The 25,841-nt window shown below is 70.7% G+C and carries 22 protein-coding genes; 17 read left to right on the top strand and 5 right to left on the bottom strand.

What is annotated here, in order from left to right; all coding sequences use genetic code 11:
* Positions 1-46 precede the first annotated feature (46 nt).
* The 4 genes from ACZ6TU_RS07835 (at position 47) to ACZ6TU_RS07820 (ending at position 4,977) form a co-directional block, all read left to right on the top strand.
* On the top strand, positions 47-1,594 hold the full coding sequence (locus tag ACZ6TU_RS07835) for a tryptophan halogenase family protein (protein ID WP_467679422.1): 1,548 nt from the start codon (positions 47-49) through the stop codon (positions 1,592-1,594).
* Positions 1,595-1,735: 141 nt separating this feature from the next.
* Positions 1,736-2,248, top strand: coding sequence for a flavin reductase family protein (locus tag ACZ6TU_RS07830; protein ID WP_467679420.1), 513 nt, complete (start codon positions 1,736-1,738; stop codon positions 2,246-2,248).
* Positions 2,249-2,310: 62 nt separating this feature from the next.
* Positions 2,311-3,159 (top strand): dimethylargininase, encoded by an 849-nt coding sequence (gene ddaH / locus ACZ6TU_RS07825; RefSeq protein ID WP_467679418.1) that lies wholly within the window; start codon positions 2,311-2,313, stop codon positions 3,157-3,159.
* A gap of 105 nt (positions 3,160-3,264) precedes the next feature.
* On the top strand, positions 3,265-4,977 hold the full coding sequence (locus ACZ6TU_RS07820) for a 2-isopropylmalate synthase (protein WP_469547340.1): 1,713 nt from the start codon (positions 3,265-3,267) through the stop codon (positions 4,975-4,977).
* 110 nt (positions 4,978-5,087) lie between these two features.
* Here ACZ6TU_RS07820 and ACZ6TU_RS07815 read toward each other — a convergent pair whose 3' ends face one another.
* Both ACZ6TU_RS07815 and ACZ6TU_RS07810 read right to left on the bottom strand, forming a co-directional pair.
* The gene (locus tag ACZ6TU_RS07815; RefSeq protein WP_469547338.1) at positions 5,088-6,332 is read right to left on the bottom strand and encodes an acyltransferase family protein; all 1,245 of its coding nucleotides are present in this window, start codon (positions 6,330-6,332) and stop codon (positions 5,088-5,090) included.
* 24 nt (positions 6,333-6,356) lie between these two features.
* Positions 6,357-7,520, bottom strand: a complete 1,164-nt coding sequence (locus ACZ6TU_RS07810; protein WP_469547385.1) for an alpha/beta hydrolase — start codon at positions 7,518-7,520, stop codon at positions 6,357-6,359.
* A gap of 251 nt (positions 7,521-7,771) precedes the next feature.
* Between ACZ6TU_RS07810 and leuC the strand changes: the two genes are divergently transcribed.
* From leuC to trpC, 5 genes are all read left to right on the top strand, one after another.
* Positions 7,772-9,181, top strand: a complete 1,410-nt coding sequence (gene leuC / locus ACZ6TU_RS07805) for a 3-isopropylmalate dehydratase large subunit (RefSeq protein WP_467679413.1) — start codon at positions 7,772-7,774, stop codon at positions 9,179-9,181.
* 30 nt (positions 9,182-9,211) lie between these two features.
* Entirely contained in the window at positions 9,212-9,817 is a 606-nt protein-coding gene (gene leuD / locus ACZ6TU_RS07800) for a 3-isopropylmalate dehydratase small subunit (RefSeq protein ID WP_467679411.1), read from the top strand.
* 482 nt (positions 9,818-10,299) lie between these two features.
* A complete protein-coding gene (locus ACZ6TU_RS07795; RefSeq protein ID WP_467679410.1) occupies positions 10,300-11,016 on the top strand; it encodes an ArsR/SmtB family transcription factor in 717 nt (238 codons plus the stop codon).
* 468 nt (positions 11,017-11,484) lie between these two features.
* Positions 11,485-12,783, top strand: a complete 1,299-nt coding sequence (locus ACZ6TU_RS07790; RefSeq protein WP_467679409.1) for a cation:proton antiporter — start codon at positions 11,485-11,487, stop codon at positions 12,781-12,783.
* 101 nt (positions 12,784-12,884) lie between these two features.
* The gene (trpC, locus tag ACZ6TU_RS07785) at positions 12,885-13,715 is read left to right on the top strand and encodes an indole-3-glycerol phosphate synthase TrpC (RefSeq protein ID WP_467679407.1); all 831 of its coding nucleotides are present in this window, start codon (positions 12,885-12,887) and stop codon (positions 13,713-13,715) included.
* Here the strand turns inward: trpC and trpD are convergent.
* Positions 13,705-14,787 (bottom strand): anthranilate phosphoribosyltransferase, encoded by a 1,083-nt coding sequence (gene trpD / locus ACZ6TU_RS07780; protein WP_467679406.1) that lies wholly within the window; start codon positions 14,785-14,787, stop codon positions 13,705-13,707. The two genes, trpC and trpD, sit on opposite strands and share 11 nt — an antisense overlap.
* Positions 14,788-14,938: 151 nt before the next feature.
* On the opposite strand from trpD, the gene pdxR reads away from it, so the two are divergent.
* Positions 14,939-16,360: a MocR-like pyridoxine biosynthesis transcription factor PdxR gene (pdxR, locus tag ACZ6TU_RS07775; protein WP_467679404.1), complete on the top strand. Its 1,422-nt coding sequence runs from the start codon at positions 14,939-14,941 to the stop codon at positions 16,358-16,360.
* A gap of 49 nt (positions 16,361-16,409) precedes the next feature.
* Here the strand turns inward: pdxR and ACZ6TU_RS07770 are convergent, their stop codons facing one another.
* A complete protein-coding gene (locus ACZ6TU_RS07770) occupies positions 16,410-16,994 on the bottom strand; it encodes an anthranilate synthase component II (RefSeq protein WP_467679402.1) in 585 nt (194 codons plus the stop codon).
* On the bottom strand, positions 16,991-18,511 hold the full coding sequence (locus ACZ6TU_RS07765) for an anthranilate synthase component I family protein (protein WP_467679400.1): 1,521 nt from the start codon (positions 18,509-18,511) through the stop codon (positions 16,991-16,993). Before ACZ6TU_RS07765 ends, ACZ6TU_RS07770 begins: the two co-directional genes overlap by 4 nt.
* Positions 18,512-18,753: 242 nt before the next feature.
* On the opposite strand from ACZ6TU_RS07765, the gene ACZ6TU_RS07760 reads away from it, so the two are divergent.
* The 7 genes from ACZ6TU_RS07760 (at position 18,754) to ACZ6TU_RS07730 (ending at position 25,839) form a co-directional block, all read left to right on the top strand.
* Entirely contained in the window at positions 18,754-20,115 is a 1,362-nt protein-coding gene (locus tag ACZ6TU_RS07760) for a class II 3-deoxy-7-phosphoheptulonate synthase (protein WP_467679398.1), read from the top strand.
* 101 nt (positions 20,116-20,216) lie between these two features.
* Entirely contained in the window at positions 20,217-20,867 is a 651-nt protein-coding gene (locus ACZ6TU_RS07755; protein ID WP_467679396.1) for a hypothetical protein, read from the top strand.
* A gap of 613 nt (positions 20,868-21,480) precedes the next feature.
* Positions 21,481-22,368: a (3R)-3-[(carboxymethyl)amino]fatty acid oxygenase/decarboxylase gene (scoE, locus tag ACZ6TU_RS07750; RefSeq protein ID WP_467679453.1), complete on the top strand. Its 888-nt coding sequence runs from the start codon at positions 21,481-21,483 to the stop codon at positions 22,366-22,368.
* A gap of 40 nt (positions 22,369-22,408) precedes the next feature.
* Positions 22,409-23,611, top strand: coding sequence for a cytochrome P450 family protein (locus ACZ6TU_RS07745; RefSeq protein ID WP_467679394.1), 1,203 nt, complete (start codon positions 22,409-22,411; stop codon positions 23,609-23,611).
* 52 nt (positions 23,612-23,663) lie between these two features.
* Positions 23,664-24,833, top strand: coding sequence for a cytochrome P450 family protein (locus ACZ6TU_RS07740; protein WP_467679392.1), 1,170 nt, complete (start codon positions 23,664-23,666; stop codon positions 24,831-24,833).
* 21 nt (positions 24,834-24,854) lie between these two features.
* Positions 24,855-25,430 carry an FcoT family thioesterase gene (locus ACZ6TU_RS07735; RefSeq protein WP_467679390.1) on the top strand — a complete coding sequence of 192 codons (576 nt, stop codon included), beginning with the start codon at positions 24,855-24,857 and terminating at the stop codon, positions 25,428-25,430.
* 7 nt (positions 25,431-25,437) lie between these two features.
* Positions 25,438-25,839: an acyl carrier protein gene (locus ACZ6TU_RS07730; protein ID WP_467679388.1), complete on the top strand. Its 402-nt coding sequence runs from the start codon at positions 25,438-25,440 to the stop codon at positions 25,837-25,839.
* The last annotated feature ends 2 nt before the right edge of the window (positions 25,840-25,841 follow it).

Here is a 25,841-nt window from a genome sequence, read left to right as displayed (position 1 = left end):
CTGTCAGAAGAACCACCACATGAACGGCTCGCAGCGGAGGAAACCCGTGCTCTCAAATGTAGTGATCGTCGGCGGCGGCACATCCGGCTGGATGACGGCCGCGTATCTGCGGGCCGCTCTCGGCGACGGCATCAACGTCACCGTGGTCGAATCCCGGCGTATCAAAACCATCGGCGTCGGCGAGGCGACGTTCAGCACCGTACGCCACTTCTTCGACTACCTCGGGCTCCCCGAAACGGAGTGGATGCCCAAGTGCAACGCCACCTACAAGCTCGGCATTCGGTTCGAGAACTGGCGTGAGAAGGGCCACTATTTCTACCACCCCTTCGAGCGGCTGCGGGTCGTCGACGGATTCCCGCTCACCGACTGGTGGCTGGAGAAGAAGCCCAGTGACCGCTTCGACCGCGACGTCTTCCTGATGTCCGCGATCTGCGACGCCGAACGCTCTCCGCGCTACATGGACGGCAGGCTGTTCGAGCAGGACTTCGTCGAGCAGCGGGAGGGGCAGCTGGAGCGGACCACCCTCTCCGAGCAGAACACGCAGTTCCCCTACGCCTACCAGTTCGACGCCTCGCTGCTCGCCGACTTGCTCACCGAGTACGCCACCGAGCGCGGTGCCCGGCACATCGAGGACGACGTGCTGGAGGTCGTCCGCGACAACCGCGGATGGATCAGCCATCTCAGGACGCGTGAGCACGGCGACATAGCCGGCGACCTCTTCATCGACTGCACCGGGTTCCGCGGCCTGCTGCTCAACCAGGCGCTGGAGGAGCCGTTCATCTCCTATCAGGACACGCTGCCCAACGACAGCGCTGTCGCCCTGCGCGTACCGGTGGACATGAAGGTCAGGGGCCTGCGCCCGTGCACGACCGCCACCGCCCAGGAGGCCGGCTGGATCTGGACGATCCCGCTCTACGGCCGCGTCGGCACCGGCTATGTGTACGCCGGCGACTACATCACGCCGGACGAGGCCGAGCGCACGCTGCGCGAGTTCGTCGGACCCGAGGCCGACGACCTGGAGGCCAACCACATCCGTATGCGGGTCGGCCGCAGCCGCAACTCGTGGGTGAACAACTGCGTCGCCATCGGCCTGTCCAGCGGTTTCGTCGAGCCCCTGGAGTCCACCGGGATCTTCTTCATCCAGCACGGCATCGAGGAACTCGTCAAGCACTTCCCCGACGCCACCTGGGACCCCGGGCTGCGCGACACCTACAACCGTGCCGTGGCCAACGTCATGGACGGCGTACGCGAGTTCCTCGTCCTGCACTACCGGTGCGCCGGGCGCAGCGACAACGCCTACTGGCGCGACGCGAAGACCCGCGCGGTCCCCGACGGCCTGGCCGCCCGCATGGAGGAGTGGCAGAGCAAGCTCCCCACCCAGGAGACGGTCTTCCCGCACTACCACGGGTTCGAGTCCTACTCCTACCTGTCCATGCTGCTCGGCCTGGGCGGCCTCGACCTGAAGCCCCCGCGGGCGCTGGCGCTGATGGACGACACACGCGCCCTCAAGGAGTTCCAGCTCATCAAGGACCAGGCGCGCGAGCTCGTACAGCGTCTGCCCAGCCAGTACGAGTACCTCGCCCAGATGCACTGACCTGCCTGCGATCAGAACGCGGACGGCCCCCCGGCGGCGGACGCGCAACCGCGCACGTCGCGCTCCGCCGCCCCGCCGCGCCTTCGTCCGCACGGCGGGGACGGACGCCCACTCCACTCACCAGCCGAACGGGGCACGCCCTTGACCTCTCTGTCCTCCAGTGTCCAGCCCGGTACACCGACGGCCTTCCGCTCCCTCATGTCCGGATTCCCGACCGGCGTGGCCGTGATCACCGCCCTGGACGAGCACGACGCCCCCTGGGGCATGACGTGCTCCGCGTTGTGCAGTGTCACCGTGGACCCCCCCACCCTTGTCGTCGGCATGCGGGCCGAGAGCCCGACCCTGGCCGCCGCTCTGCACCGCGGCCGGTTCACCGTCAACCTGTTGCACACCGAGGGCCGCAGCAGCGCGGAACTGTTCGCCTCCGGCGACCCCGACCGCTTCGCCGCCGTCGACTGGGCCCTGCCCGAAGGCGCCGGCGGCCCTCACCTGACCCGGGCCGCGCACGCCGTCGCCGACTGCCGCGTCGTGCACTCCGTACGGATCGGCGGGCAGCGCATGGTCTTCGGCGAGGTGTTCCGCATCACCGAACAGGCCGAACCGCGCCCCCTGCTGTACGGGATGCGCACCTACGGTTCCTGGCCCGTCGACTGAGCGCCTCTCCCACCCCGCCGCCCGGGGAACCCCTGTCCACCCACCTCACCGTCTGGAGCGACATGTCCGCAGCCAGCGTGCACTCCGGCAGCAGCCGGCCCGCCACCAGAACGGCGCGGCCCCGGCGCTACCTGATGTGCCGGCCCAGTGCCTTCGACGTCACCTACGCGATCAACCCCTGGATGGACCCTGCCAAACCGGTCGACACCGCCCTCGCGGTCGCGCAGTGGGAGCGGCTGCGCTCCCTCTACCGCGATCTCGGGCACACGGTGGAGCTCATCGACCCGCTGCCGGGGCTGCCCGACATGGTCTACGCGGCCAACGGCGCCACCGTCGTCGACGGCAAGGTGCTCGGTGCCCGGTTCCGCAACACCGAACGCGTCCCCGAGGGTCCCGCCTACCTCGCCTGGTTCCGGGCGAACGGCTACCTGGACTGCCACGACCCCCGGTACGTCAACGAAGGCGAGGGCGACTTCCTCGTCACCGACAGCTGGGTCCTGGCCGGCCACGGGTTCCGCAGCTCCCGCGACGCCCACACGGAGGCACAGGAGTTCTTCGGCCGCCCGGTCGTCGGCCTGCGGCTCGTCGACCCCGCCTACTACCACCTCGACACCGCACTGGCGGTGCTCGACGGCGACGAGGTCATGTACAACCCGGCCGCGTTCTCGCCGGGCAGCAGGGAGGTGCTGCGGCGGATGTTCCCCGACGCCCTGCTCGTCTCCCCGGCCGACGCCGCGGTCTTCGGACTGAACGCGGTGAGCGACGGACGCCATGTCGTTCTGCCCGAGGCCGCCACCGGGCTGACGCACCAGCTTCGCGAGCGGGGCTTCGAACCCGTTGGCGTCGACCTGTCCGAACTCCTGAAGGGGGGCGGCAGCGTGAAGTGCTGCACCCTCGAACTCCGCGACTGACGGCCGAACCGTCCCCTGATCCGGAAGCGCCGTGCGGCTCCCTCTTGTCCCGCACGGCGCTTTTCGTTCCCCACGAAAGATCAACGGAAAGGTGGCACAGTGCACATGGACACCAGCGAACCAGCGAGAGACCGGGGAGTACAGCGCTCGAGTCCCATGCCGGTCGCCAAGTACCCGCCCTACCGGCCCATCGGCCTGCCGGACCGGACTTGGCCGGACCGGGTGGCCCAGCGGGCGCCGCTGTGGTGCAGCGTGGACCTGCGCGACGGCAACCAGGCACTCATCGACCCCATGGACGTCGACCGCAAGCGCAGGATGTTCGACCTCCTCGTGGCCATGGGGTTCAAGGAGATCGAGGTCGGCTATCCGACGGCGTCGCGCGACGACCACGACTTCGTGCGTCACCTCATCGAGGACGACGCCATCCCCGACGACGTCGTCATCCAGGTCATGGCGCCGATCCGGCAGGACTTCATCGAGCGCACCGCGCACTGTCTGCGAGGCGCCCGCAGGGCGGTGCTGCAGGTGTTCAACCCCACCTCGGAGGTGCAGCGCCGACTGGTGCTGCGGACCGGCCGCGAGGAGGTGCGCGCCCTCGCCCTCGACGGCGCGCAGCAGGCACTGCGCCTGCAGGACTCCCTGCCCGGTACCGAGCTGTACCTGCAGTACGCCCCCGAGTCCTACACCCAGACCGAACCCGACTACGCCCTGGACGTGTGCAACGACGTCCTGGACTTCTGGGTGCCCCGAGCGCGGTCCACGCTGCGTATCAACCTGCCCGCCACGGTCGAGGTCTTCCCGCCCCAGGAGTTCGCCGACCGTATCGAGTACATGCACCGCAACCTCGCCCACCGCGAGCGCGTCCTGCTCTCGGTCCATCCGCACAACGACCGGGGCAGCGGGGTCGCGGCGGCGGAGCTGGCGGTCCTCGCCGGCGCCGACCGCGTGGAGGGCACGCTCTTCGGCAACGGCGAGCGCACCGGCAACGTCTGTCTGATCACGCTCGCCATGAACCTCCTCACCCAGGGCGTCGACCCGATGCTCGACCTCCGGGAGATCGACCGGGTGCGCCGCATCGCGGAGGACTGCACCCACATGCCGGTCGGCCCCCGTCACCCCTGGGCCGGCGACTTCGTGTACACGTCCTTCGCCGGAACCCACCAGGACGCCATCAGCAAGGGCCTGCGGGCCAGACAGGAGGCAGGCGACGACCCCACCGCGATCTGGGACGTGCCGTATCTGCCGGTCGACCCGCGGGACATCGGGCGCGACTACCAGGCCCTCATCCGCATCAACACCCAGTCCGGCAAGGGTGGCATCGCCCATCTGCTGCGCTGTGAGCGCGGTCTCGACCTGCCGCGGCGCCTGCAGATCGACTTCGCCGCCGAGATGCAGCGGGTGTGCGAGCAGGTCGGCGGCGAGGTGTCGGCACATCAGCTCTGGATGCTCTTCCAAGAGACGTACGTCCTGCCCGGCCTGGCGGGCGCGGGCGGACCCGAGTCCGTCGCCGCTCTCCTGCCGGGCGCCGCGTCCGGCGACTGGTCCGAGTGGGCCCGGTGCGCGCTGGCCGAAGCCCACATGCAGGGCAGCGTACGGGACTTCGTGGTGTCCCCCGCGGGCCGACGGGGCGAGCAGTTCGCCGCATACTGCGAGCTCGCTCTCGGCGACCTGACCGTCTGGGGCGTGGGCGTCGACCCGAGCGTCGACGAGGCGGCCCGCCATGCCCTGGGCGCCGCCGTCCAGCGGGCCAGGCTCGGATGTCTCGAGGCGGAGCCGCGCCGCACGCCCCGGGCGACCGCTGTTCCGGCCGGAGGCTGACCGGGACGGTTCACCTCTCCCGCCCGGTACCGCCGCGGGGTTCCGGCCGAGTCGCAGTCGGCCGGAACTCCGCGGCGGAGTCTTTCCCGCACCATCGCCCACGGTGTCCCTCACCCGTACAGCGCGTACACGGCGAACCCGACGGACAGGGCGGCCATGACGGTACGCGCGGCGTGTGCCATGCCCGTCCAGGGCCGTTCGAAGCGTCGGGCGGCGAGCGTGATCAGGAGCAGCACCGCCGCGAACACCGGCAGCCACAGGAGCCGGGCCGAGATCCACCCCACCGTGTCCGGCGGGCTGATCAGCCCGGGGACCGCGCCGATCCGCGAGGCCGGCAGGGCGACCGCGAGCATCGCTGACTGGTGCCAGCACAGCACCGTCATGGCGCACAGGTTCACCACCGCCGTCACCGCCCACAGCCCCGGCCGGGCCAGCGCCCGCGCCAGCCGTTCGCGGACCAGGACCGCCGCACCGCACTGGGCGGCGGCCAGCGCGAGCACCAGCAGCGAGGGTGGATGGGAGTTGGTGCGCTCAGCGCCGGGCACGCCGACCATGCTGGCCGGATAACCGAACACCGTCAGCAGTGCGGCGAACACCCCGACCCCGCCCACAAGGAGCACGATCGCCTGGCGCCGGCCCAGTCCGCCCTCGGCCCAGCCGATGCCCAGTTGATAGGGGAAGAGCCAGCCCGGCAGCACGGTGAGCAGCCCGACCCAGCCGGGCACCGTGGCGGACCACGGTCCGTAGCGCAGGAAGTCCACCACCACGACCGCCGCGAACAGCACGGCCGTCGGCCGCAGCCCGAATCGCCGGGCCGCGCGCAGACACAGCGGGGTCAGGGCCGTCAGCACGAGGTACACCCCGACGAACCAGAGCGGCTGGACCACCAGGGTCGCCGCGCTGCGCAGCGTGTCGGCGGAGAACCCGGCCGCGTGCAACGCCATCAGCAGCGCGGCCCAGAACGCGGTGACCGCCACCACCGGACGGCCCAGCCGCGCCACCCGGCGGCCCAGCCACGCCCGGTCGCTCAGCCCGCGCTCCCGGGCCCGGCGCAGCGACAGCACGGAGGCATGGCCGCCGACCAGGAAGAAGATGCCGAGCATCTGCAGGATCCAGCTCACGGGGGCCAGGCCGCCGAACGTGGCGAGCGGGCTGGCGTTGCGCAGCGAGCCGGCCGCGTCCAGGGTGAAGCCGCCGAGCAGCCAGTGGCCGAGGGGCACCGCGAGCAGCGCCAGTGCGCGTAATCCGTCCAGGGCGCGGTCGCGGTGGGTGGGGGTGCGCTCTTCCACAGAGCGCACCGTGCGGCGCAGCATGTCGCGCTGCGTGGTGAGCACGGTGAACCGAGCACGGGTCATGGGATGACGTCCTTGGGGTGAAGGTCAGCAGGGGTGGACCGGGCGGCCGAGGACGATGGCGGAGAACGCGCGCAGCGCATCGCTGTCCGGCCTGAAGTAACCGCCGTGGTCATCCACGTTCCGGGCGCAGAAGAGGCGGGCGCCGAAGGAGGGATCCACCGGATCGGTGCCGTGCCCGAGGTCCAGGAAGCGCAGGCCCGCAACGCCACGCACCCAGTCGGAGGGCGCCCGGGCCGCCCAGACCGGGGCGGCCGTGCCCAGGTCCGCCGCCGAGTCGGCGCGTACCCCGGGCGAGCCGACCAGCACCAGGTCCGAGAAGGCGTCTCGGTCGGCCCGGGGGGCGGCCAGGCCGCACACCACGGAGCCGTAGCTGTGGCAGAGCACGGTCGGGGAGGGAGCGCCGATGGCGGCCAGGCCGGCCAGTAAGCGGTTCAGCCGTGGCGCACCGGCCTCGGCGAGACGGTCGGTCGCCGCGTCCACCCCCAGACCGACGGGCGTCGTGTAGCCCACCCACGCGACGACCGCCACGGGCGTGCCGGGTGCGTCGGCCGTCAGCCGCTCGTACAGCGACCGCGCCCGCCCGGACCAGCCGACGTACGGACCGGGGGCGTCGGCGTCCTCACCGTCGTACAACAACAGGTCGGAGTCAGAACCGGGGACGACGACGGCGACATGCCGGGCCCGCGTCAGGTCCCCGAAGACCTCGGCGATCTGGCCCCGGCCGCGCGGATCGAAGGCGAGAATGCGGCGTCCCCCGGCCAGCAACCTGTGGACGCGGTCGGCCCGCTCGGCGGCGAGCGTGCGCTCCCGCGCGAGCAGCGACATGTCGGTGGAGCGCCGCAGCTGTGCGGCGTACTCCGCGCGCAGTGCACGCTCGTTGGCCCGGTAGCGCAGTTCGACCGGAGCCCCGTCCAGGTTGCCCACGGTGAGCGGGTGGCGGCGCAGCAGTACCTCCCGCTCCGGTGCGTCGAGGCCGGCGAAGAACCGGGCGACGTCGGACGGCGCGGCCGTGGCCGGGTCGGGCATGGGCACGCCCGGCAGGCGGTCCGCGTGCCACGCCGCTGCCCCCGGCACCGGGCCGGTGACTGCGGTCTGCGGCACGCCCGCGGTCCAGCTTCCGACGCCGAGGACCGCGACGGCGCTCAGCACGACCGAGATCGCGGTGCGCCTCCAGCGTGCCGTACGCATCATTTTCGGTCCCCCGTCCCACGGACTTTCTCCGTCATGCCGCCATCGTGCCGACGGGAGCGGGGAAAAACAGTGAGGACAGAGCCCCGGTCCAGGTGACACAGAATGAACGTGAAGGCTGCGGCAAGCTGTACCGACCGTCCACGGAAGGCCCGTTGAGCAGCAATTTTCGAGCTGCGCTAAATATCCTCCCCGGGCATTCGCACCGATGTGAGGCTGAGAGGAATTCTCAAGTCCGGTGCGGAGGCAGAATGAACGCGGTGCAGGGGCCGAGAACGCTGGCCGAAAAGCTATGGGATAGCCATGCCGTGTACCAGGCGGACGACGAACCGGACCTTCTCTACGTGGATTTACATCTGACACACGAGGCGACCTCGCCGCAGGCGTTCGACGGCCTGCGGCTCGCCGGGCGGACGGTGCGCCGGGCCGACCTCACCCTGGCCCTGGAGGACCACAACGTGCCCACCGACTCCGACCGGCTCGACGACCCCGTCAGCCGACGGCAGTTGGAGGTGCTGCGCGCCAACTGCGCCCAGCACGGCATCGAGCTGTACTCGATGGGGCACGACCGTCAGGGCATCGTGCATGTCGTCGGCCCGCAACTGGGCCTGGTCCAGCCCGGGATGACCGTCGTCTGCGGCGACAGCCACACCTCGACGCACGGGGCGTTCGGTGCTCTCGCCTTCGGCGTGGGCACCAGCGACGTCGAGCACGTCCTGGCCACTCAGTGCCTCGCTATCGACCGGCCGCGGACGATGGCCGTGGAGTTCACCGGCCGGCTGCCGGCCGGCGTCGGGGCCAAGGACCTGGTGCTCGCGCTGATCGGGAAGATCGGCACCAACGGCGGCGAGGGCCATCTCGTGGAGTACCGCGGAGAGGTGGTGCGCGCCCTGTCCATGGAGGCGCGCATGACGCTGTGCAACATGACGATCGAGGCAGGCGCCCGGGCCGGAATGATCGCGCCGGACGACACCACCTTCGCCTATCTCGCCGGTCGGCCGCACGCGCCGTCCGGAGACCGGTGGGAGCGGGCCGTGGCGCACTGGCGCACCCTGCGCACCGACGACGGTGCCGTCTTCGACCGGACGGTGACGCTGGATGTGTCGGAGCTGACGCCCCTGGTGACGTGGGGCACGAACCCCAGCCAGGTGGTCCCGCTCGGGGGAGCGGTCCCCGACCCCGAGGCGATGGCCGACCCGGCGAGGCGGGTGGCGGCCCGGCGGGCGCTGGAGTACATGAAGCTCAGCCCCGGCACCCGGCTGCGGGACGTCCCCATCGACGTGGTCTTCCTCGGCTCGTGCACCAACGGGCGCATCGAGGACCTGCGCGCCGCCGCCGGAGTGCTGCGCGGCCGCTCCGTCGCCTCCGGGACCAGGCTGCTGGTGGTGCCGGGCTCGGCACAGGTGCGCCGCCAGGCCGAGGACGAGGGCCTGCACGAGGTGTTCCGGCGGGCCGGGGCCGAGTGGCGGCTGCCCGGCTGCTCGATGTGCCTCGGCATGAACGCCGACCGGCTCCGGGGCGCCGAACGCTGCGCCTCGACGTCCAACCGCAACTACGAGGGCCGGCAGGGAGCGGGAGCCCGTACCCACCTGGTCTCGCCCGAGGTGGCGGCGGCGACCGCCGTGGCAGGCCGCCTTGCCGCCCCGTCCGACATCGGCTGACGTCGTATCGATATCCGTTCAGGAGGAATTGTGGAGCCGTTCACCCTTCATGTGGGCCGTGCTGTGGCGTTGCCCCGGGACAACGTGGACACCGACCAGATCGTGCCGGGCGAGTTCTGCAAGCGCGTGACGAAGACGGGATACGAGGACGCGCTCTTCGCCCGATGGCGCAAGGAAGACGGCTTCGTGCTCGACCGGCCGGAGCACCGGGGGGCCAGCATCTTGCTGGCCGGCCGTGATTTCGGTATAGGAAGCTCCCGGGAACATGCCGTTTGGGCGCTGCGGGACGGTGGTATAGCGGTTGTCGTCGCGTCCGGTTTCGGCGATATCTTCCGACGTAACGCCACCAATAACGGGTTGCTTCTGGTCGATCTCCCCGAACCGGCGGTGCGGTCCCTCATGGAGCTGACCGAAAAGGACCCGGGGACGGAGGTCAGCGTGGACCTGCGGCAGTGCCGGATCGCGGCGGCCGGCCAGGACTGGCCCTTCGCAATCGAACCGCGGGCGCGGCAGCGGCTGCTGGCCGGGGAGGACCCGATCGCGGCGACCCTTCGGCATACCGAACGGATAGCGGCTTACGAGAGGGCCCGAGCCGACTGGTTGCCGCTGGTCAAGCGCACCGCTCGGGCCCGGTGACGATCATTTGCAGACCGACATGAAGGCGGCGCTGAACTGTCGGGGTACAGCCAGCTGTACCCCGACAGTGTCGCGGTCGGCACTGTACTCGTCCGGAAACGGGTGCATGATTAAGGACAGTAAAGACGTGAGCTATGTCCCGTGTTTCTCGCGTGGGATCGTGATAGCGTCCCGGACAATTGCGAGTAATTAAAGCGTCACCAAGGGTGCGTAGCGACTGCAGATTTACGGAAGTGTTCACGGGGGAGGTGGAGGTCGTGCGTCGCGTTCATCTCACGGTGGATGGTCTGGCGAGAGTCAGATTGCTCCCGGAGGTCAGCCTCAAGCGAGAAGCGCTCTTCGCGCTAGAAATGTTGAGTTTAGGCTCGGGCGGCCCGTCATTCAAGTTGTGGCGCCGTCGACTGGGTGGTTCGGAAGATGTCAAGGAACTCATCAGGTTGGCGCGAAGTGTGCGACCGCTGACCGATATCGGGCAGCTCGTCATGCAGGATGAGGACCCGGAGTCCGGAGCCGACGTCGACTTATTACGGAGTCGCTCCCATATCGCCCGAGATTTCGAACGGTTCTGCCGCGCCGCGGTACTGCCGTACTGGGAAGGAATCAGCCGTCGGCTGAGCGCCGACCGGACCGCACGTGGCCAGATCATGCTGGGCCACGGCGTCGGCAGGATGCTGGCCACCCTCCACCCGGCCGTCTGCTGGAAGCCGCCCCTGCTGGAGGTCCCGGGCCGCGGCCACGACGTGGGTTCGGGTATCACGCTCGTCCTGGCACCGTCCGTCTTCCTCGCCGGACGACCACCGATCCTGACCGGACTCGGAGCCGAGAGCCGCCAGTTGATCCTTTCTTACCCCGTCCCGATCGACCCGAAGTGGGCGGACTCGCTGTGGCAGACCTCCGAGGGTGCCGGCAGCGCGCTCAGCGCCCTGATGGGGCGCACCCGGGCGGCGGTCCTGCTGGCGCTGACCCGTAGCGGCACCACCACCGAGATAGGAGAACGCGCCGGCGTCTCCTCGGCGACCGTCAGCCAGCACACGTCGGTGCTGCGCACCGCGGGCCTCATCACCACCGTCCGGAACGCCAACAGCGTGCAGCACGCACTCACTCCGCTGGGTGACGCCCTGGTCCACAAGCGCCTGGACGGCCAGGAGCCCGACGTCCACCCCGGCTCCGCGCTGGTGCTCACCGACCGCGCCGGCTGACCCGCCGCCCCACGCACGACACGCCGGTCCCCTCTCTCCGGCGTGCCCCGCTGCCGTACGACGCACCGCGCACCGCGCCCCGCCCCCGTGGGCGGCCGCTGCCCCGACGCAGTCCCGTGTGCGTGTTTCCGCTGAGGCTTAAAGGCCTGGTCCGCGCCGCCGCCGCCGAGAAGGATGATGTTCGGTCCGGATTCGCGGGGCGCACCGGGTCGATCGGCCGCCCCGCACCGGACCGGGCTCTCGGGCAACTCCCCGGCCGGGGAGTGCCCGTGCCGACGCTCCGCGTCGCATCGCGGCACCGCCGCGTCGTTTCGCTGACGCGAGGCTACTCCCCTGCCGTGCGACCTGGGCCCGACCCCCGGGGCCCAGGTCGCCACCGCCCGGCCGTACGGACGCCGCGTCCGGCACGCTCCGTACCGAGAACGCACGAGTCCGTCGGCCGGGCGGCATCCCGAGAGAGGAAGGCCCGTGGACGGCCTCTCGTACGTTCCCGCCGCGGCGACGCTCGCGCTGCTCGTCCCCACGGCCCTGCTCGGCCGCCGACTGGCGCGATGGCTGCGGCAACCCGAGATCGTCGGCGAGATCATGGCATGCCTGCTGCTCGGCTGGGTCCTGGCCGCGCACCTCGACTGGCGCCCGCACGACTTCGCCGGATGGGCCCTCCTGGAGAAGGCGGGCCATCTCGGACTGGCCCTGTTCCTCGTGGGCGCCGTCCACGAGATCCGCTCCGGTGCCGGACACCTGCGCGGCCGTACGGTCGCGTCCATCGCCGCGGGGTCCGCGCTGCTCCCGCTCGCCTGCGGCACGCTGCTGGCCGCCTGGGTGCTCGGTTACGGCGGTCCGCAGCTGCGCGGCGACGCCCCCGCCAGCGCCCTGGTGCTCATGCTCGCCGTCTCCCTGGCGGTGACCGCCGTCCCGGTCCTGGCCGGCATCCTGGCGGACCGCGGACTGCTGCGAACTCCGGTCGGGCAGCTCGCCATGGCGGTCGCCGTCTCCATCGACGCGGTCACCTGGCTGCTGCTCGCCGCCGCCGTGGGGCTGGCCTCCGGCAGCGGTGGCGAGGCCGGCCCGTACGTCGCCCTGTCCGTCGGACTGCTGCTCGCCTGGGCCGTGCGCCGCGCGGGCGGCACGGTCGCCGCCCGGGACTGGGCGGCCCGCGTGCCCTCCGCGCTGCCGGTCGCGCTGACCGCTGCGGCGGCGGTCGCGGCGGCCCTCATCACCGCACGGCTCGGCCTGACCGACGTGATCGGCGCCGTCCTGATCGCCATCGCCCTGCCGGCCGACGGCGGCCGGGGCGCCTGGACGAGGGCCGCGCACACCGTGGGCGGCTGGGGCCGTGTCGTGCTGCCGCTGCTCTTCGCCGTGACCGGCATGTCCCTGGGGGCGGCGCCGCTCGATGACTTCTCCTGGCAGACCGTCACCCTGGCCCTGGTGCTCGCGATCGGCGGCAAGCTGGTGGGCAGCTACCTCGGCGCCCGGGCCGCGGGCCGGCCGCCCGTGACCAGCATGTGGCTCGCCGCCCTGCTCAACACGCGCGGACTGACCGAGATCGCGGTGCTGCAGACGGGATACCAGGCCGGCATCCTCACGCCGCCGCTCTTCCTCGCCCTCTTTGTCATGGCACTCGTCACCACCGCGCTCAGCGGCCCGCTGCTGTGGCTCATCGAGCGGTTCGCCCCCGACGCGGACATCGCCGACGTCACCGCGCCGTCCCCCGCCGGCCTGTCCGACGCCACCCCCGGGCCACGCCGCCTCAAGGCCTTGTGAACCCCCACGCACGACCGAGGCCGTCCGTCCGGGACGCGCCCGGCACCCCCGCCGCCGGACCCGCCCCGACGGCGGCCCCGTGCACCGAGAGGAGATCCGACATGAACGTGCTCCAGGACATCGTGGCCGGCGCCCGCGAGGACGCCGCCCGCAGACAGCGGGAGAGGGGGCTCGAGCACCTCGTCGACCTGTCGCACCGCGCCGCACCCCCGCTGGACGCGGGCGCTGCGCTGCGCCACCCAGGCAGCGTCCGGGTCATCGCGGAGGTGAAACGCAGGAGCCCCTCCAAGGGATCCCTCGCCGAGATACCCGATCCGGCCGCGCTCGCCGCCCAGTACGAGGCCGGCGGCGCGGCGGCCGTCAGCGTGCTGACCGAGCGTCGGCGTTTCGGGGGCTCGCAAGCGGACCTGCGGGAGGTGCGGGCAGCGGTCCGTATGCCGGTGCTGTGCAAGGACTTCCTCGTCACGCCGTACCAGCTGTGGGAGGCCCGAGCACACGGCGCCGACCTGGTCCTGCTCATCGTGGCGGCGCTGCGCCAGCCCGAACTCACCGACCTCGTCGAGCGGACCGTGTCCCTGGGGATGACCCCGCTGGTGGAGGTGCACACGGCGTGGGAGCTGGACCGGGCGCTGTCCGCCGGGGCCCGTGTCGTCGGCATCAACGCCAGGGACCTGCGTACCCTCGACGTCGACCGCTCGCTGTTCGCCCGGCTGGTCCCCAAGGTTCCGGCCGATGTCGTCACGGTCGCGGAGTCGGGGGTGCGAGGCCCGGACGACGTCGCGCGGCTGGCCGATCTCGGTGCCGATGCCGTGCTGGTCGGCGAGAGCCTGGTCACGGACGGCCGGCCGGCCGCCGCCGTGGCCGCGCTTGTCGACGCGGGCCGTGCGGTGCCGGTGGGCGGTGGGCGGCCGGCCGACTCCCTCAGCCGGTAGCCGACGCCAGCTTTCCGGCGACGGTGACCCAGCGGTCCAGAACGCCTGCGGCGCTCCCCGAGTCCACCGCCCGCGCCGCCCGAACCAGGCCGGCCCCGATGCGTTCGGTGACAGTCCCGGCGACCGGCCGGTGCGCTGCCGCCGAGGCGTCCAGCGCGGCGAGTCCCGCCGCGGCCGACAACAGCACCGCGTCACGTACCGCGCCCCGCTCACCCCCCAGCACCACCCGTACGACATCGGCGTTGTGCCGCGGACCGCCGCCGCGCAGCGCCTGAGCCGGGGCGAGGGGGATGCCGAGGTCCCGCGGATCGAAGGACTCGGCACGTACCTCGCCGCCATGCACCGACCACACCCGGGAGGTAGTGGTGACCGTCAGTTCGTCCATGCCGTCGTCGCCCCGGAACACCAGCGCCGACACCCCGCGCAGAGCCAGGGTGCGCGCGACGACCTCTGCCAGCGTGGGATCCGCGACCCCGACCGCCAGGGCCGTGGGGGCCGCCGGATTGGTCAGCGGCCCCAGGCAGTTGAATATCGTCCGTACGCCCAGTTCCCGCCGGACGGGCGCCGCGTGACGGACCGCCGGATGGAACGCGGGCGCGAAGCAGAAGGTGATGCCGACCTCGGTGGCGACCTGGGCCACCATGTCCGGCGAGAGGTGCAGCGGCACCCCCAACTCCTCGAGTACGTCTGCGGAACCGCAGGCGGAGGAGGCGGAGCGGTTGCCGTGCTTGACGACCCGCGCGCCCGCACCCGCCGCCACGATCGACGCCATGGTCGAGATGTTGACGCTGTCGGAGCCGTCGCCGCCGGTGCCCACGATGTCGAGCGTCGGACCGGGTATGTCGACGGGCACCGCGTGGTCGTGCATGGACCGCACCAGGCCCAGCACTTCCTCCGGGGTCTCTCCCTTCGCCCGCAGCGCCACCAGCAGGCCGGCGAGGCGTGCGGGGGAGGCCAGGCCGCGCATCACCTGGTCCATGGCCCAGGCCGTGCTCTCGGCGGCGAGTGCACGGCCGTCGAGCAGGGACGTGAGAAGGCCGGGCCAGTCGACCGGATCCGTCTGCTCCGTCACGGGACGTCTCCTCTGTGTGTTCCTCGGACTCGAACGTGACCGGGTCCCAGTCTCGTGCCGGAAAACACCTGTCTGAAGACCAGTTGGCAGCGCGATCCCCGGACCAGTTCCCGGGGTGTCACGCGCGCACATTCTGGAAGAGAGCCCAAGAATGCCGTGGAACACGCTCATCGACGTGAACCGGGAGCACGTTCTCCCGCTGACCGTGCAGATTCAGGAGAACATCAAGAGGGAGATATCCGAAGGCGCCCTGCACCGCGGCACCAAGCTGCCGTCGAGCAGGCAGCTCGCCGAGGACCTGGGCGTCTCCCGCAGCGTCGTGGTCGAGGCGTACGGCCAACTCGTCGCGGAGGGTTACCTGGAGGCCGCCCAGGGCTCGGGCACCCGGGTCGCGGCCCACCTCGCGGGGTCGCCCCAGCCTCCGACGCTGCTGGCCGACTCCCGCCCTGCCCCGGTGGCCCGCTGGGACCTGCGCGCCCACAACACGGACGCGGGAGCCTTCCCGCAGCGGGAATGGCTCGCCGTGTACCAGCGGGCCGTACGGTGCATGGAACCGCGGGAGCTGGGCTACCCGCCGCTGTCCGGGCTCACGGCGCTGCGGGCTGAGCTGGCCGGCTACCTCGGGCGGGCGCGCGGGGTGCACACCACACATGACCACGTCATGGTCGTCGCGGGGTTCGCGCAGGCCCTCGGGCTCGTGTGCGAGGTGCTGCCCCGGCTGGGGATCGGCGCGCTGGCCGTCGAGGACCCCTGTCACCGCCAACAGCGCCAGTTCATCGGCGAGTCGGGCCTGGAGTGCCGGCCGGTGCCCGTCGACGAGGACGGCATCGACGTGGCGGCGCTGGCCCGCAGCGGCGCCCGGGCCGTGCTCGTCACCCCCACTCACCAGTTCCCCACAGGCGTGGTTCTCTCCGCCGAACGCCGGGCCGCGCTCGTGCGCTGGGCGCGGGAGGTGGACGGCTGGATCATCGAGGACGACTACGACGGCGACCTGTGGCTGGCGCACGGCCGACGACCCATGGCCCTGCAGCGACTGGAGCCCTCCCGCGTCCTGTACGCCGGCACCGCCAGCAAGTCCCTCGCGCCCGGCATGCGGCTCGGCTGGCTGGCTGTCCCGCCGACGCTGCGCGGGCCGCTGGAGGAGGCGCGGGCCCGCCGTGACCTGGGGTGCGAGGTGTTCACCCAGCTCGCGTTCACCGAGTTCCTCGCCACCGGACTCTTCGACCGTCATCTGCGCCGCCGGCGCGCCCGGTTACGGGCCCGGGCGGAGATCTTCCAGCAGGCGGTTCACCGGCATCTGCCCGGGGCGCGGATCACCGGCACGGTGTCCGGGCTGCACGCCTGCGTCCAGCTTCCGCACCGCGTCGACGAGTCGTCGCTCGTCGCGCAGGCCCTGCGCCGCTCGGTCCTGGTACGCGGCGGCCGCACCTACCACCACCGTCCCTGGCTGGCCCGCCCCAGCCTGGTCGTCGGCTACGCGGCACCGGCCCGCAGCGCACTCGCCGAGGCGGTCCGCGAACTCGGCGAGGCCTGCGCCGACCTGGCCGACGGACGGCGGCTCCGTACGGCGTGACGGGGCGTCGGGCGCAGGGGCGTGGACCTGGCCCGGACGCCCCTGCGGATCACCCGGCGGCGACTCCCGCCGACCGGGCGAGGAAGTTCTCGAAGAACGTCAGTCCCGTCTCCGTCGTGATGCTCTCGGGATGGAACTGCACGCCCTCAACCGGCAGTTCGCGGTGGGCCAGACCCATCACGTAGCCGTCGTCGGCCGAGGACGCCGTCTCCCGCAGGCTGGGCGGTAACGGCCGGTCCACGATCAGCGAGTGGTACCGCGTGACGACCGTCCGCTCCGGCAGGCCCTCGAACACACCCGACCCGTCGTGCACGATCGTGCTGGTGCGCCCGTGCATGAGATGGGTGGCCACGCTCACCTGGCCGCCGAAGGCCAGTGCGATGGCCTGGTGTCCCAGGCACACCCCGAGCAGCGGCACCCGGCCCGCGAAGTGCCGGACCAGCTCGACGTGACCGCTGGCTTCCGGGTGCCCCGGACCGGGACCGAGCACCACGGCGTCGGGTGCCAGGTCCGCCAGCTGCGCGGGAGTCCGCGACCGCGACCGGACGACCTCCGTCCGCGCACCCAGCGTGCGCAGATACTGGTCGATGATGTGGACAAAACTGTCGTAGGCGTCCACCAGCAGCACCCTCACCGCAACTCCTCACCCGTCAGCGCCCAGTAGGCGGCGCCCATTTTGGCCCGCGTCTCGTTCCACTCGGCCTCCGGCAACGACTGCGCGACGATCCCGGCCGAACTCTGCGTCGAGTACTCCCCGTCGGTGTGCACGATGGTGCGGATGCACAGGGCGAGCTCGCTCCACCCGCGGACGTCGACCAGCCCCACGGCGCCCGCGTAAATGCCGCGCGGCTCCCGCTCCAGCCCGTCGATGATCTCCATGGCCCGCAGCTTCGGTGCGCCCGTCATCGTGCCCGCCGGGAAGGTGGCGGCCAGCGCCTGCCACACCGTCACGCCCGGCTCCAGACGTCCGCTGACGGTGGAGACCAGATGGAAGACGTGGGAGTACTCCTCCACCGTCATCAGCGCGTCCTCGGACAGGGTGCCCGGGCGGCACACCCGGCCGATGTCGTTGCGGCACAGGTCCACCAGCATCACGTGCTCTGCCTGTTCCTTGGAACTGCTCAGCAGTTCCTTCACCCGGCGTTCGTTCTCCTGAGAGTCCTCGCAGCGCCGCGCCGTCCCGGCTATGGGCCGCATCGCGATCCGGTCGTCCTCGATCCGGAAGTGCAGCTCGGGGCTGGCGCCGATCAGAGTGCTGTCCCCCCGCGGGCACAGGTACATGTACGGCGACGGGTTGCGCGAGCGCAGCCGTGCGTACACCTCCTCGGGCTGTAGCTCCGTCGTCACGTCGAGGCGGTGACCGATCTGGATCTGGTAGATGTCACCGACCCGGATGTGCTCCAGGCATCTGGCCGCCCACCGCAGAAACGTCTCGCGGTCCACGGAGTCGCGCACGGTCACGGGGGCCGGGGCCGGCGGGCACGGTCGCGGGGGCAGGCCGGCTGCGCGCGTGGCCAGGGCGGGCACGTCCGGCCCGGCCGGCGGCGGGAGGTCCGGGCCGGTGGCGGCGACATGGCGCACCTCACCGGAGCCACGGTCGTACCAGAGGGTCTCACGGAAGAGGGTCAGGGTGAGGTCCGGTCCGTCGCGGTCCGGGTCCTCGCGCGGCGGCAGCGGCTCCATGTGCCAGGCGGCCGCGTACCCGACCGTGGTGAGGAACCCGAACGCGAACGCCGAGGACGGCAGGTCCGTCTCCACGGCGAACAGCGCCTGGGACCGGGCCAGGAAGTCCCACATCGGCGCCGGGCCGTCGAACTCGTACCGGTCGGGGCCGCGGCCACCGGTGCCCGGCGCGGGGCGCAGACCCGCGGCCTGCGCCGCTCGCCCCAGGGCTGCGCGCAGCTCGCCCGTGCCCTCCACTTGGACGTGGTCGGCGAAAACGTGGATCTCGGCGAGTCTGCCGTGGCCGACCACGGACGAGTGGCTGTCGGTTTCCGGTCCGGGCGGGTTCTCCAGCAGGAAGACCTCGCGCCGCCCGGACGCGGCGACGAGCGCACCGTAGAGCGTCAGCGGGTCGTGCGTGGGCAGCGGGGCGGAGGTGAGGCGGACACGAAGCCGCGTATCCGCCGCGCGGGACGGGACGTCTGGCATCTCATTCCTCTCGTTCCTCGGGGGATTGCCTCGGGAAGGGGCTCGTAGATGCCGGGATGCTAGGCAGCGGCGGCCAGCCGACCCCGAACCGCAGGCCACTCGCACGGCGGGACTGCGGACCACTTCCCGCCTCCATTGCTCAGCCGCCCGCCGGGTGGATTGCATGTCCCGGGCGTCCCGTGCGCCGTTGTGTGTTCCTCCGTGTCCATGTGTCAGATGTCCCAGTGAGGGCGGGAGTCAAGATGACCAACGCTGCCGTGGAAGGCGCTGTCGACCGCTGGCGGTCCCTTCCTGCCGCGCAACAGCCCGTGTGGCCCGACGAGAGCCGGCTGCGCGAGGTGACCGCGCGCCTGGCCGCCGCGCCCCCGTTGGTCTTCGCCGAGGAGTGCGACCGGCTGCGCGAGCGGCTGGCCGCTGTAGCCCATGGCGAGGCGTTCCTGCTGCATGGCGGCGACTGCGCCGAGACGTTCGACGGTGTCTCCGCCGCTGCGATCGAGGCGAAGCTGCGCACGCTGCTGCAGATGGCGGTCGTGCTGACGTACGCCGCCGCCGTGCCCGTCGTCAAGATCGGCAGGATGGCGGGGCAGTTCGCCAAGCCCCGTTCCAGCCCCACCGAGACCCGCGATGGCGTCACCCTGCCGGCCTACCGGGGCGATGCCGTCAATGGCGTGGCGTTCACAGCGGCTGCCCGCCGTCCCGATCCCGGTCGGCTGCTGCGGACGTACGACGCCTCGGCCAGCACACTCAACCTCGTCCGTGCGCTCACCCAGGGCGGGTACGCCGACCTGCACCAGGTGCATGCCTGGAACCGCGGCTTTGTGGGTTCCTCGCCCGCCCGCCTGCGGTACGAGGTCCTGGCCGACGAGATAGAACGGTCACTGTTGTTCATGCGTGCCTGCGGAGCCGACCCGGGCGGGTTGCGTGCGACGGAGTTCTTCGCCGGCCACGAAGGGCTGCTGCTTGACTATGAGTCGGCACTGGTCCGCACTGATCCGCGCACCGGCCGCCGCTACGCCACCAGCGGGCACCTGCTGTGGATCGGCGAGCGCACCCGCGCCCTGGACGGTGCCCACGTGGAGTTCTTCGCCGGCATCGCCAACCCCGTCGCGGTCAAGATCGGTCCGGGCACGGAACCCGACGAGATCCTCGACTACGCGCGCCGGCTCGACCCGCTGGGCGAACCGGGCCGTCTCTCCTTCGTGGTGCGCATGGGCGCCGACCGGGTGCGCGACCGGCTGCCCGCCCTGGTGGAGAAGGCCGTGGCCGACGGCATCCGGGCGGTCTGGGTGTGCGACCCGATGCACGGCAACACCTTCACGGCGCCGGACGGCCGTAAGACGCGCCGGTTCGACGACATCCTGGATGAGGTGTGCGGCTTCTTCGAGGTCCACCGCGCGCTCGGCACCCATCCGGGCGGCATCCACGTGGAACTCACCGGCTCCGACGTCACCGAGTGCGTCGGCGGCGGCAGCGAACTGGGCTTGCATGACCTTCCCCTGCGCTACGAGACGGTGTGCGACCCCCGGCTCAATCACGGGCAGTCGGTCGACCTCGCCTTCCGCATCGCCGAACTGCTCCGGGCGGGCGGTGGTGCAGCTGGCTGAACCCCGGTCCTACAGCAGGGGTGCTGTCGCCCGGGCACGGCCCTTTCCTAGCGTTGTGCTCCAGGGGACCGGCCGGAGCGCCGGTCGAGAGGGGGACAGGGATGGACCTGTTGTCCGGGTCGGCCGCCGCCCACGGCACCTGGTACTACCTGGTACTGGTAGCAGCGCTGACCATCCCACTCGTACCCAACGCGGCCCTGGTGGTCGTCGGCGGAGCGCTCGCCGCACGGGGTGAGCTGCTGCTGCCTGCGGTGTGGACCGCCGTCTTCACGGGCGGGCTCGGTGGCGATCTGCTGCTCTACGCGGCGGCCCGCCGACTCCCTCTGGGACGGCGGTCAGCAATGGCCCGCTCGGTCGCGGCGCGGCTGAAGAGGCGTGGGTTGCTCCTGCTGGTGCTGCGCTACCTGCCGGGGGGCAGGTTCACCGGCACGGTGGGCGCGGCCCTGGGCGGTATGCGTATCGGCGGTTTCGTCCGCGCCATGGTCCTGGCCGAGGCCTCCTGGACCACGCTGTACGTGGCCCTCGGCTACGGCGGGATGACGGCCCTGTCCTGCGGACCGCTGCCCACTGTCGCGGTTGCCGCGGCCGCGTGCGTGGTGCTTGGGGCACCACTCGGGGTGCGCCTCGTCGGAGGCCTTTCCCGCCGCCGGGCGGTCCACTCGTGCGTCTCGGGCACTGTCCAGTCCAGGAATCCTTGTCCGGCTTGCCCGAGGCGGCTACCCGGACGGCACTCGGATCATCGTCCACCGTGAGCGCTCGCACCCCGGTGCCCACTGTCCCTGTTCGACCTGGACGAGGACATGCGAGCGGCGGCCCGACCACTGGAACAGTCTCCCGGACCCCGAGATCCTCGACAAGATCGAGGCTGCCTCGGTGTTCGCCGCAGGCATGCGCCATGCGAAACGCCCCGAGCACGCGTCCAGAGCAGAAGCGCTCTTCAACGGACACCCACAGGCAGGCGACGCAGGGGGCGGCGCATGAACGGGCCTGGGCTCCGCACCGCCCAAAAGCAACGGTGTCCGTGGTGAGTCCGGCGATCTGGCCTGGCTGCTCGCCGCAGCGCGGCGAGTCCCGCCGCGGATGAGTCCGCTCTCACCGGCACCGGCACCGGCACCGGCACCGGACCCGTCCCGGCCGGCAGCCCCGTCACGAGCGGAGCCGTGGAACCCGGCACCCACCCCACGCGACAGCCGGGCCCGCCGCCTGCCCCATCAACAGTCCGACAAGCTGAAACGGCCTGACAGTTGAACCGGCGACCATGACGGAAAGTTCAATTTAAGGGGCTCTTTAGCGCCCCACGCTAGCGTTGTTGCACGCATGAGCTTGCCGATGAGCGTACGTTTTCAGTCAATGGGGAGGACTGAATTGAAAATCACTCGACAGGCCGGTGAAAAGATGGGGGCAGTGGTCGAGGGCTTCGACCTGGTCACTGCTTCGGCCGAGGACTTCGAGGAGCTCAAGACTCGGACCTACCGCGACAAGATCCTGGTGCTCAAGAACCAGGACCTTTCGCCCCAGAAATTCCTCGAACTCGGCAGGAGGCTCGGTACTCCCGAGACCTACTACGAGCCGATGTACCAGCACCCCGAGGTAAAGGAAGTCTTCGTCTCCTCCAACGTGAGCGACGGGGAAAAGCAGATCGGGGTCCCGAAAACGGGCAAGTTCTGGCATGCCGACTACATGTTTATGCCGAACCCCTTCGGACTCACGCTGATCTACCCTCAGGTCATACCGACGAAGAATCGCGGAACCTACTTCATCGACATGGGGAAGGCCTACGAGAGTCTCTCCGCCGAGCTGAAGGCCGCCCTCGCCGGCGCGGTGGCGGTGCAGACCGTGCGCCGGTACTTCAAGATCCGTCCGACCGACGTGTACCGCCCGATCTCCGAAATCCTCGACGAGATCGAGACCAAGACGCCGGCGTCGCCGCACCCGGCGGTCTTCAAGCACCCCGGGACCGGCGAGCAGATCCTCTACATCAGCGAGGGGTTCACCGCCGAACTGCAGGACGCCGACGGCAACCGGCTGGACGACTCGGTCCTGAAGGACGCGCTGGAGGCCGTGGGCCAGCTGGACCCGGCGTGCGAGCACGAGAACATCCACCTTCAGACCTTCGAGCAGGGCGACCTTCTGCTCTGGGACAACCGCAGCCTCGTGCACCGTGCGTTGCACACCGCGACGCCGGAGCCTGCCGTCTCGTACCGCGTCACCGTGCACGACCACCTCCCGTTCTACGAGGGCATCTCCGCCTGACCAGCCCCGTCCTGCACCTCACGACCGAGAAAGAGTCGTCATGACCACAGCGCAGCCGGCCCCCCAGCATCCGAATCCGTTCGACGAGGCGTTCTTCAAGGACCCGTATCCGACCTACGCCGAGTTGCACAAGACAGGCGCGCCCCTGCACCGCGTGTCCCTGTCGGACGGCAACGACGTCTGGCTCATCACCGGCTACGAGGAGGCCAGCGAGGCGCTCAAGGACCGCCGACTGGTCCGTAACCGTCGGCATGCCGGCCCCGACTACCGGAGCGAGATCCTGCCCGAGATCGTCCGCTCCGGGAACCTGCACATGGAGGACGGCCAGATCCACACCCGCCTCCGCCGCTTCATGAACTTCGCGTTCACCCCGAAGCGGGTCGAGGCCATGGTGCCCCGGATCCAGAAGATCACCGGGGAACTGCTCGACGCCATGGAGGCCAACGGCGGCGGCGACATCATGGACGGCCTGGCCGCTCCGCTCCCGATCGCGATGACCACGGGCATCCTCGGTGTGCCGGACGACCAGCGGGGCGACTTCCGCTACTGGAGCGACGAGCTCCTCGGCGGCTCGCCCGAGCGTGCCCGCCAGGCCGCCGAGCAGCTGCTCCTCTATGTCCAGGGGCTCATCGACCTCAAGCGCCGTGAGCCGGCCGACGACCTGATTTCGTACTGGGTCTCGGTCAAGGACGACGAGGGCCAGCCGCTGACCGATCAGGAAATGATCGGCATGACCTTCTTCCTGCTGCTCGGCGGCTACGACACGACGGTCGGCCAGATCGGTGCCTCCGTGATCGCACTGCTCAAGCACCCGGAGAAGGCCGAGCAGATGCGAACCAATCCGGAGATCATCCCGGACGCGGTCGAGGAGCTGATGCGCTGGGACGGCTCGACCCACAGCGGCATCCGGCGGTTCGCGGCCGAGGATGTGGTGATCGGCGGCGAGACCATCGCCGCCGGCGACTGCGTGCTGATCTCGCTCGGCGCGGCCAACCGCTGCCCGATGCGCTTCGCCGACCCCGACAAGCTGGACTTCGAGCGCGAGGAGAACTGGCAGCTCGGTTTCGGCCGGGGTCCGCACCACTGCCCGGGCAAGGAGCTCGCCCGCCACGAGCTGCGCATCGCGCTGGGCGAACTGGTCCGTCGTTTTCCGAAGATGCGGCTGGCCGTGCCCGAGGAGGAGGTCGTCTGGCGCCCGTCGTACCTGATCCGGGTACCGCACGAGCTGCCGGTGACGTTCTGACATGACGACGACGCCGGATGCTCCGGGGTCACCTCGCTGTCCGTACAGCGAGGTGAAGACCCCCTTCGACGCCGCCTACTTCGCAGACCCGTACGCCACGTACCGTCGCCTCCACACCGAGGGGCCGGTCCACCGGATCAAGACGCCTGAGGGCTACGACGCCTGGCTGGTCACCCGCTACGCCGACGTGCACCAGTTACTGGGCGACCACCGGCTGGTGCGCCATGTGCGGCACGCCAAGGGCGACCACTACCGCTTCCCGCTGCCCGTCGAGTTCTCCAGGTCGCTGGTCCGCGAGGACCCGCCCGTGCACACGCGGCTGCGCCGGTACATGAACCTGGCGTTCGCGCCGAAGCGGGTGCGCCCCCTGCGGCCCCGTATCGAGGCGGTGACGGACGAGCTCGTCACCGCGCTCGGTGACAGCGGCGAGACGGACCTGATGGCCAGTCTCGCCATGCCGCTGCCCATCACGATCATCGCGGAGATGCTGGACGTCTCGGTGGAGGAGCAAGCGGACTTCCGGCGCTGGGCCGACGCGCTCGTGGGCCTGGACCAGGAGGAGCTGCGCAAGGGCGGCATCAGCATGCTGCACTGCCTCTCCCGGCTGGTCGAGCTGAAGCGCAAGGAACCGAGCGACGACATCTGGAACGACTGGATCCGGGGACTCCAGGGGCAGGAAGAGCCACTGGAGACCGATGAGCTGCTGGGCCTTGGCTTCATGGTGTTGCTCGGCGGTTACGACCCCACCGCCGGCGTCATCGGCTCGGCCGTCCTGCGGCTGCTGCAGGAACCGGACCTGGCGCAGCGGCTGCGCGAGCAGCCGGAACTGATGCCGTCGGCCGTGGAGGAGTTCCTGCGGCTGCACGGCGCCAGCCACACCGCCGCCCGGCGGTTCGCCGCCGAGGACATCGAGGTGGGCGGCGAGACCATTCCGGCCGGAGCCGCCGTGTTCCTGTCGCTCAGTGCCGCCAACCGCGATCCGGAGAAGTTCGAGCTCGCCGAGGTCTTCCAACCGGAGCGGTCGCCCAACCGCCACGTCTCCCTCGGGCAGGGGCCGCACTTCTGTGCCGGCGCCGAACTCGCCCGCATGGAGATCACGGCGGTGCTGGAGGCCGTGCTGCACCGCCTCCCGAACCTCCGGCTGGCGGTACCGGCGGAAGAACTCAGGCTGCGGCCCGGGTATTCCATCCGGTCCCTCGAAAAGCTGCCCGTCACGTACTGAGCTCATCCTGGGGGTAATGAGATGCTGGCCCTGTCCCAGCCATCGGCGCGGGCAATCGAATTCGCCACCGACGAGGTACTGCTTGAGCAGGTGCTGAAGCCATACCGGCTCAACTGCAAATATCTCAAGTCCGCCGTGGTGAAGCTGGCCGACCGCCCTGGAGAGGCGGGACGGGTGTCGGCGTCCTGCGAGTTCGAGATCCCGGAGTCGTGCTACATCGACGATACCGGGCACTTCAACTCGGTCGAATTCAACATCTGCTACAACCAGATGATGTATTACGTGATCGCCAAAGTGGTGAAGGAGCGGCTCCTGGAGCCGCTCTCTTCCTGGAGCATGGCGGATTACTGGTCGCGTCAGCTTGCCGACTTCCTCATCACCGATTTCCGCAGCGCCTTCCGGCGTGCGATGCGGGGTGGGAAGTTCTCCGGTGAGATCGAGATCCTCGATCTCACCGAATGGGAAGGCGACGACCTCCACGAGGCACTGCTGGTCGCGCAGACCTCCTGCCGTTACTGGGACGAGAACGGCGGAAACTGCCATGGCGAAGTCCGGGTAGCCATCACCAATCCGATCAGCAACCAGAATCGATCCTGAGGCATTCATGACGAAGACCACGCCACTGGTGGAACAGCTGCGCGGACTTTCCCGGCCGGAGCGGCGTTCCCGGGTCGAGGAGCTGGCGCGCACCGAGTTCCGGACCGCGCTGCTCATGTCCGAGGGCGAAGAGGTTCCGCTGGACCAGAACTACTTCGATCTGGGCCTGACCTCACTCCGTGTCACCGAGATCAAGCAGCGTCTGGAGGCGCAGCTCGGCTGTGCCATCGACACGGCGGTTCTCTTCGCGGCACCGACGCTGGGCCGCCTCGTCGAATACCTGCAGAACGAGATCCTCCCGAAGCTGACCGGGGAGTCGACGGCATGGGAAGGAAGGGGCGCCAGCACCGTTCCCGCCGGCCGCAAGGCACTGGTCACCGACATGCTGAACGACCTGTACAAGGACTGAAC

The sequence above is a fragment of the Streptomyces sp. NPDC052064 genome (assembly GCF_055585925.1).
Note: the sequence above shows the minus strand (reverse complement) of the source record. Positions and strands in the feature narration are given on the sequence as shown.

Coding starts and splice junctions, on each gene's coding strand:
- ddaH (WP_467679418.1), top strand. CDS start 2,311: ATGTCCGCAGCCAGCGTGCACTCCGGCAGCAGCCGGCCCGCCACCAGA.
- ACZ6TU_RS07820 (WP_469547340.1), top strand. CDS start 3,265: ATGGACACCAGCGAACCAGCGAGAGACCGGGGAGTACAGCGCTCGAGT.
- ACZ6TU_RS07815 (WP_469547338.1), bottom strand. CDS start 6,332: ATGACCCGTGCTCGGTTCACCGTGCTCACCACGCAGCGCGACATGCTG.
- ACZ6TU_RS07810 (WP_469547385.1), bottom strand. CDS start 7,520: ATGCGTACGGCACGCTGGAGGCGCACCGCGATCTCGGTCGTGCTGAGC.
- leuC (WP_467679413.1), top strand. CDS start 7,772: ATGAACGCGGTGCAGGGGCCGAGAACGCTGGCCGAAAAGCTATGGGAT.
- ACZ6TU_RS07795 (WP_467679410.1), top strand. CDS start 10,300: ATGCAGGATGAGGACCCGGAGTCCGGAGCCGACGTCGACTTATTACGG.
- trpC (WP_467679407.1), top strand. CDS start 12,885: ATGAACGTGCTCCAGGACATCGTGGCCGGCGCCCGCGAGGACGCCGCC.
- pdxR (WP_467679404.1), top strand. CDS start 14,939: ATGCCGTGGAACACGCTCATCGACGTGAACCGGGAGCACGTTCTCCCG.
- ACZ6TU_RS07765 (WP_467679400.1), bottom strand. CDS start 18,511: ATGCCAGACGTCCCGTCCCGCGCGGCGGATACGCGGCTTCGTGTCCGC.
- ACZ6TU_RS07760 (WP_467679398.1), top strand. CDS start 18,754: ATGACCAACGCTGCCGTGGAAGGCGCTGTCGACCGCTGGCGGTCCCTT.
- ACZ6TU_RS07755 (WP_467679396.1), top strand. CDS start 20,217: ATGGACCTGTTGTCCGGGTCGGCCGCCGCCCACGGCACCTGGTACTAC.
- ACZ6TU_RS07745 (WP_467679394.1), top strand. CDS start 22,409: ATGACCACAGCGCAGCCGGCCCCCCAGCATCCGAATCCGTTCGACGAG.
- ACZ6TU_RS07735 (WP_467679390.1), top strand. CDS start 24,855: ATGCTGGCCCTGTCCCAGCCATCGGCGCGGGCAATCGAATTCGCCACC.
- ACZ6TU_RS07730 (WP_467679388.1), top strand. CDS start 25,438: ATGACGAAGACCACGCCACTGGTGGAACAGCTGCGCGGACTTTCCCGG.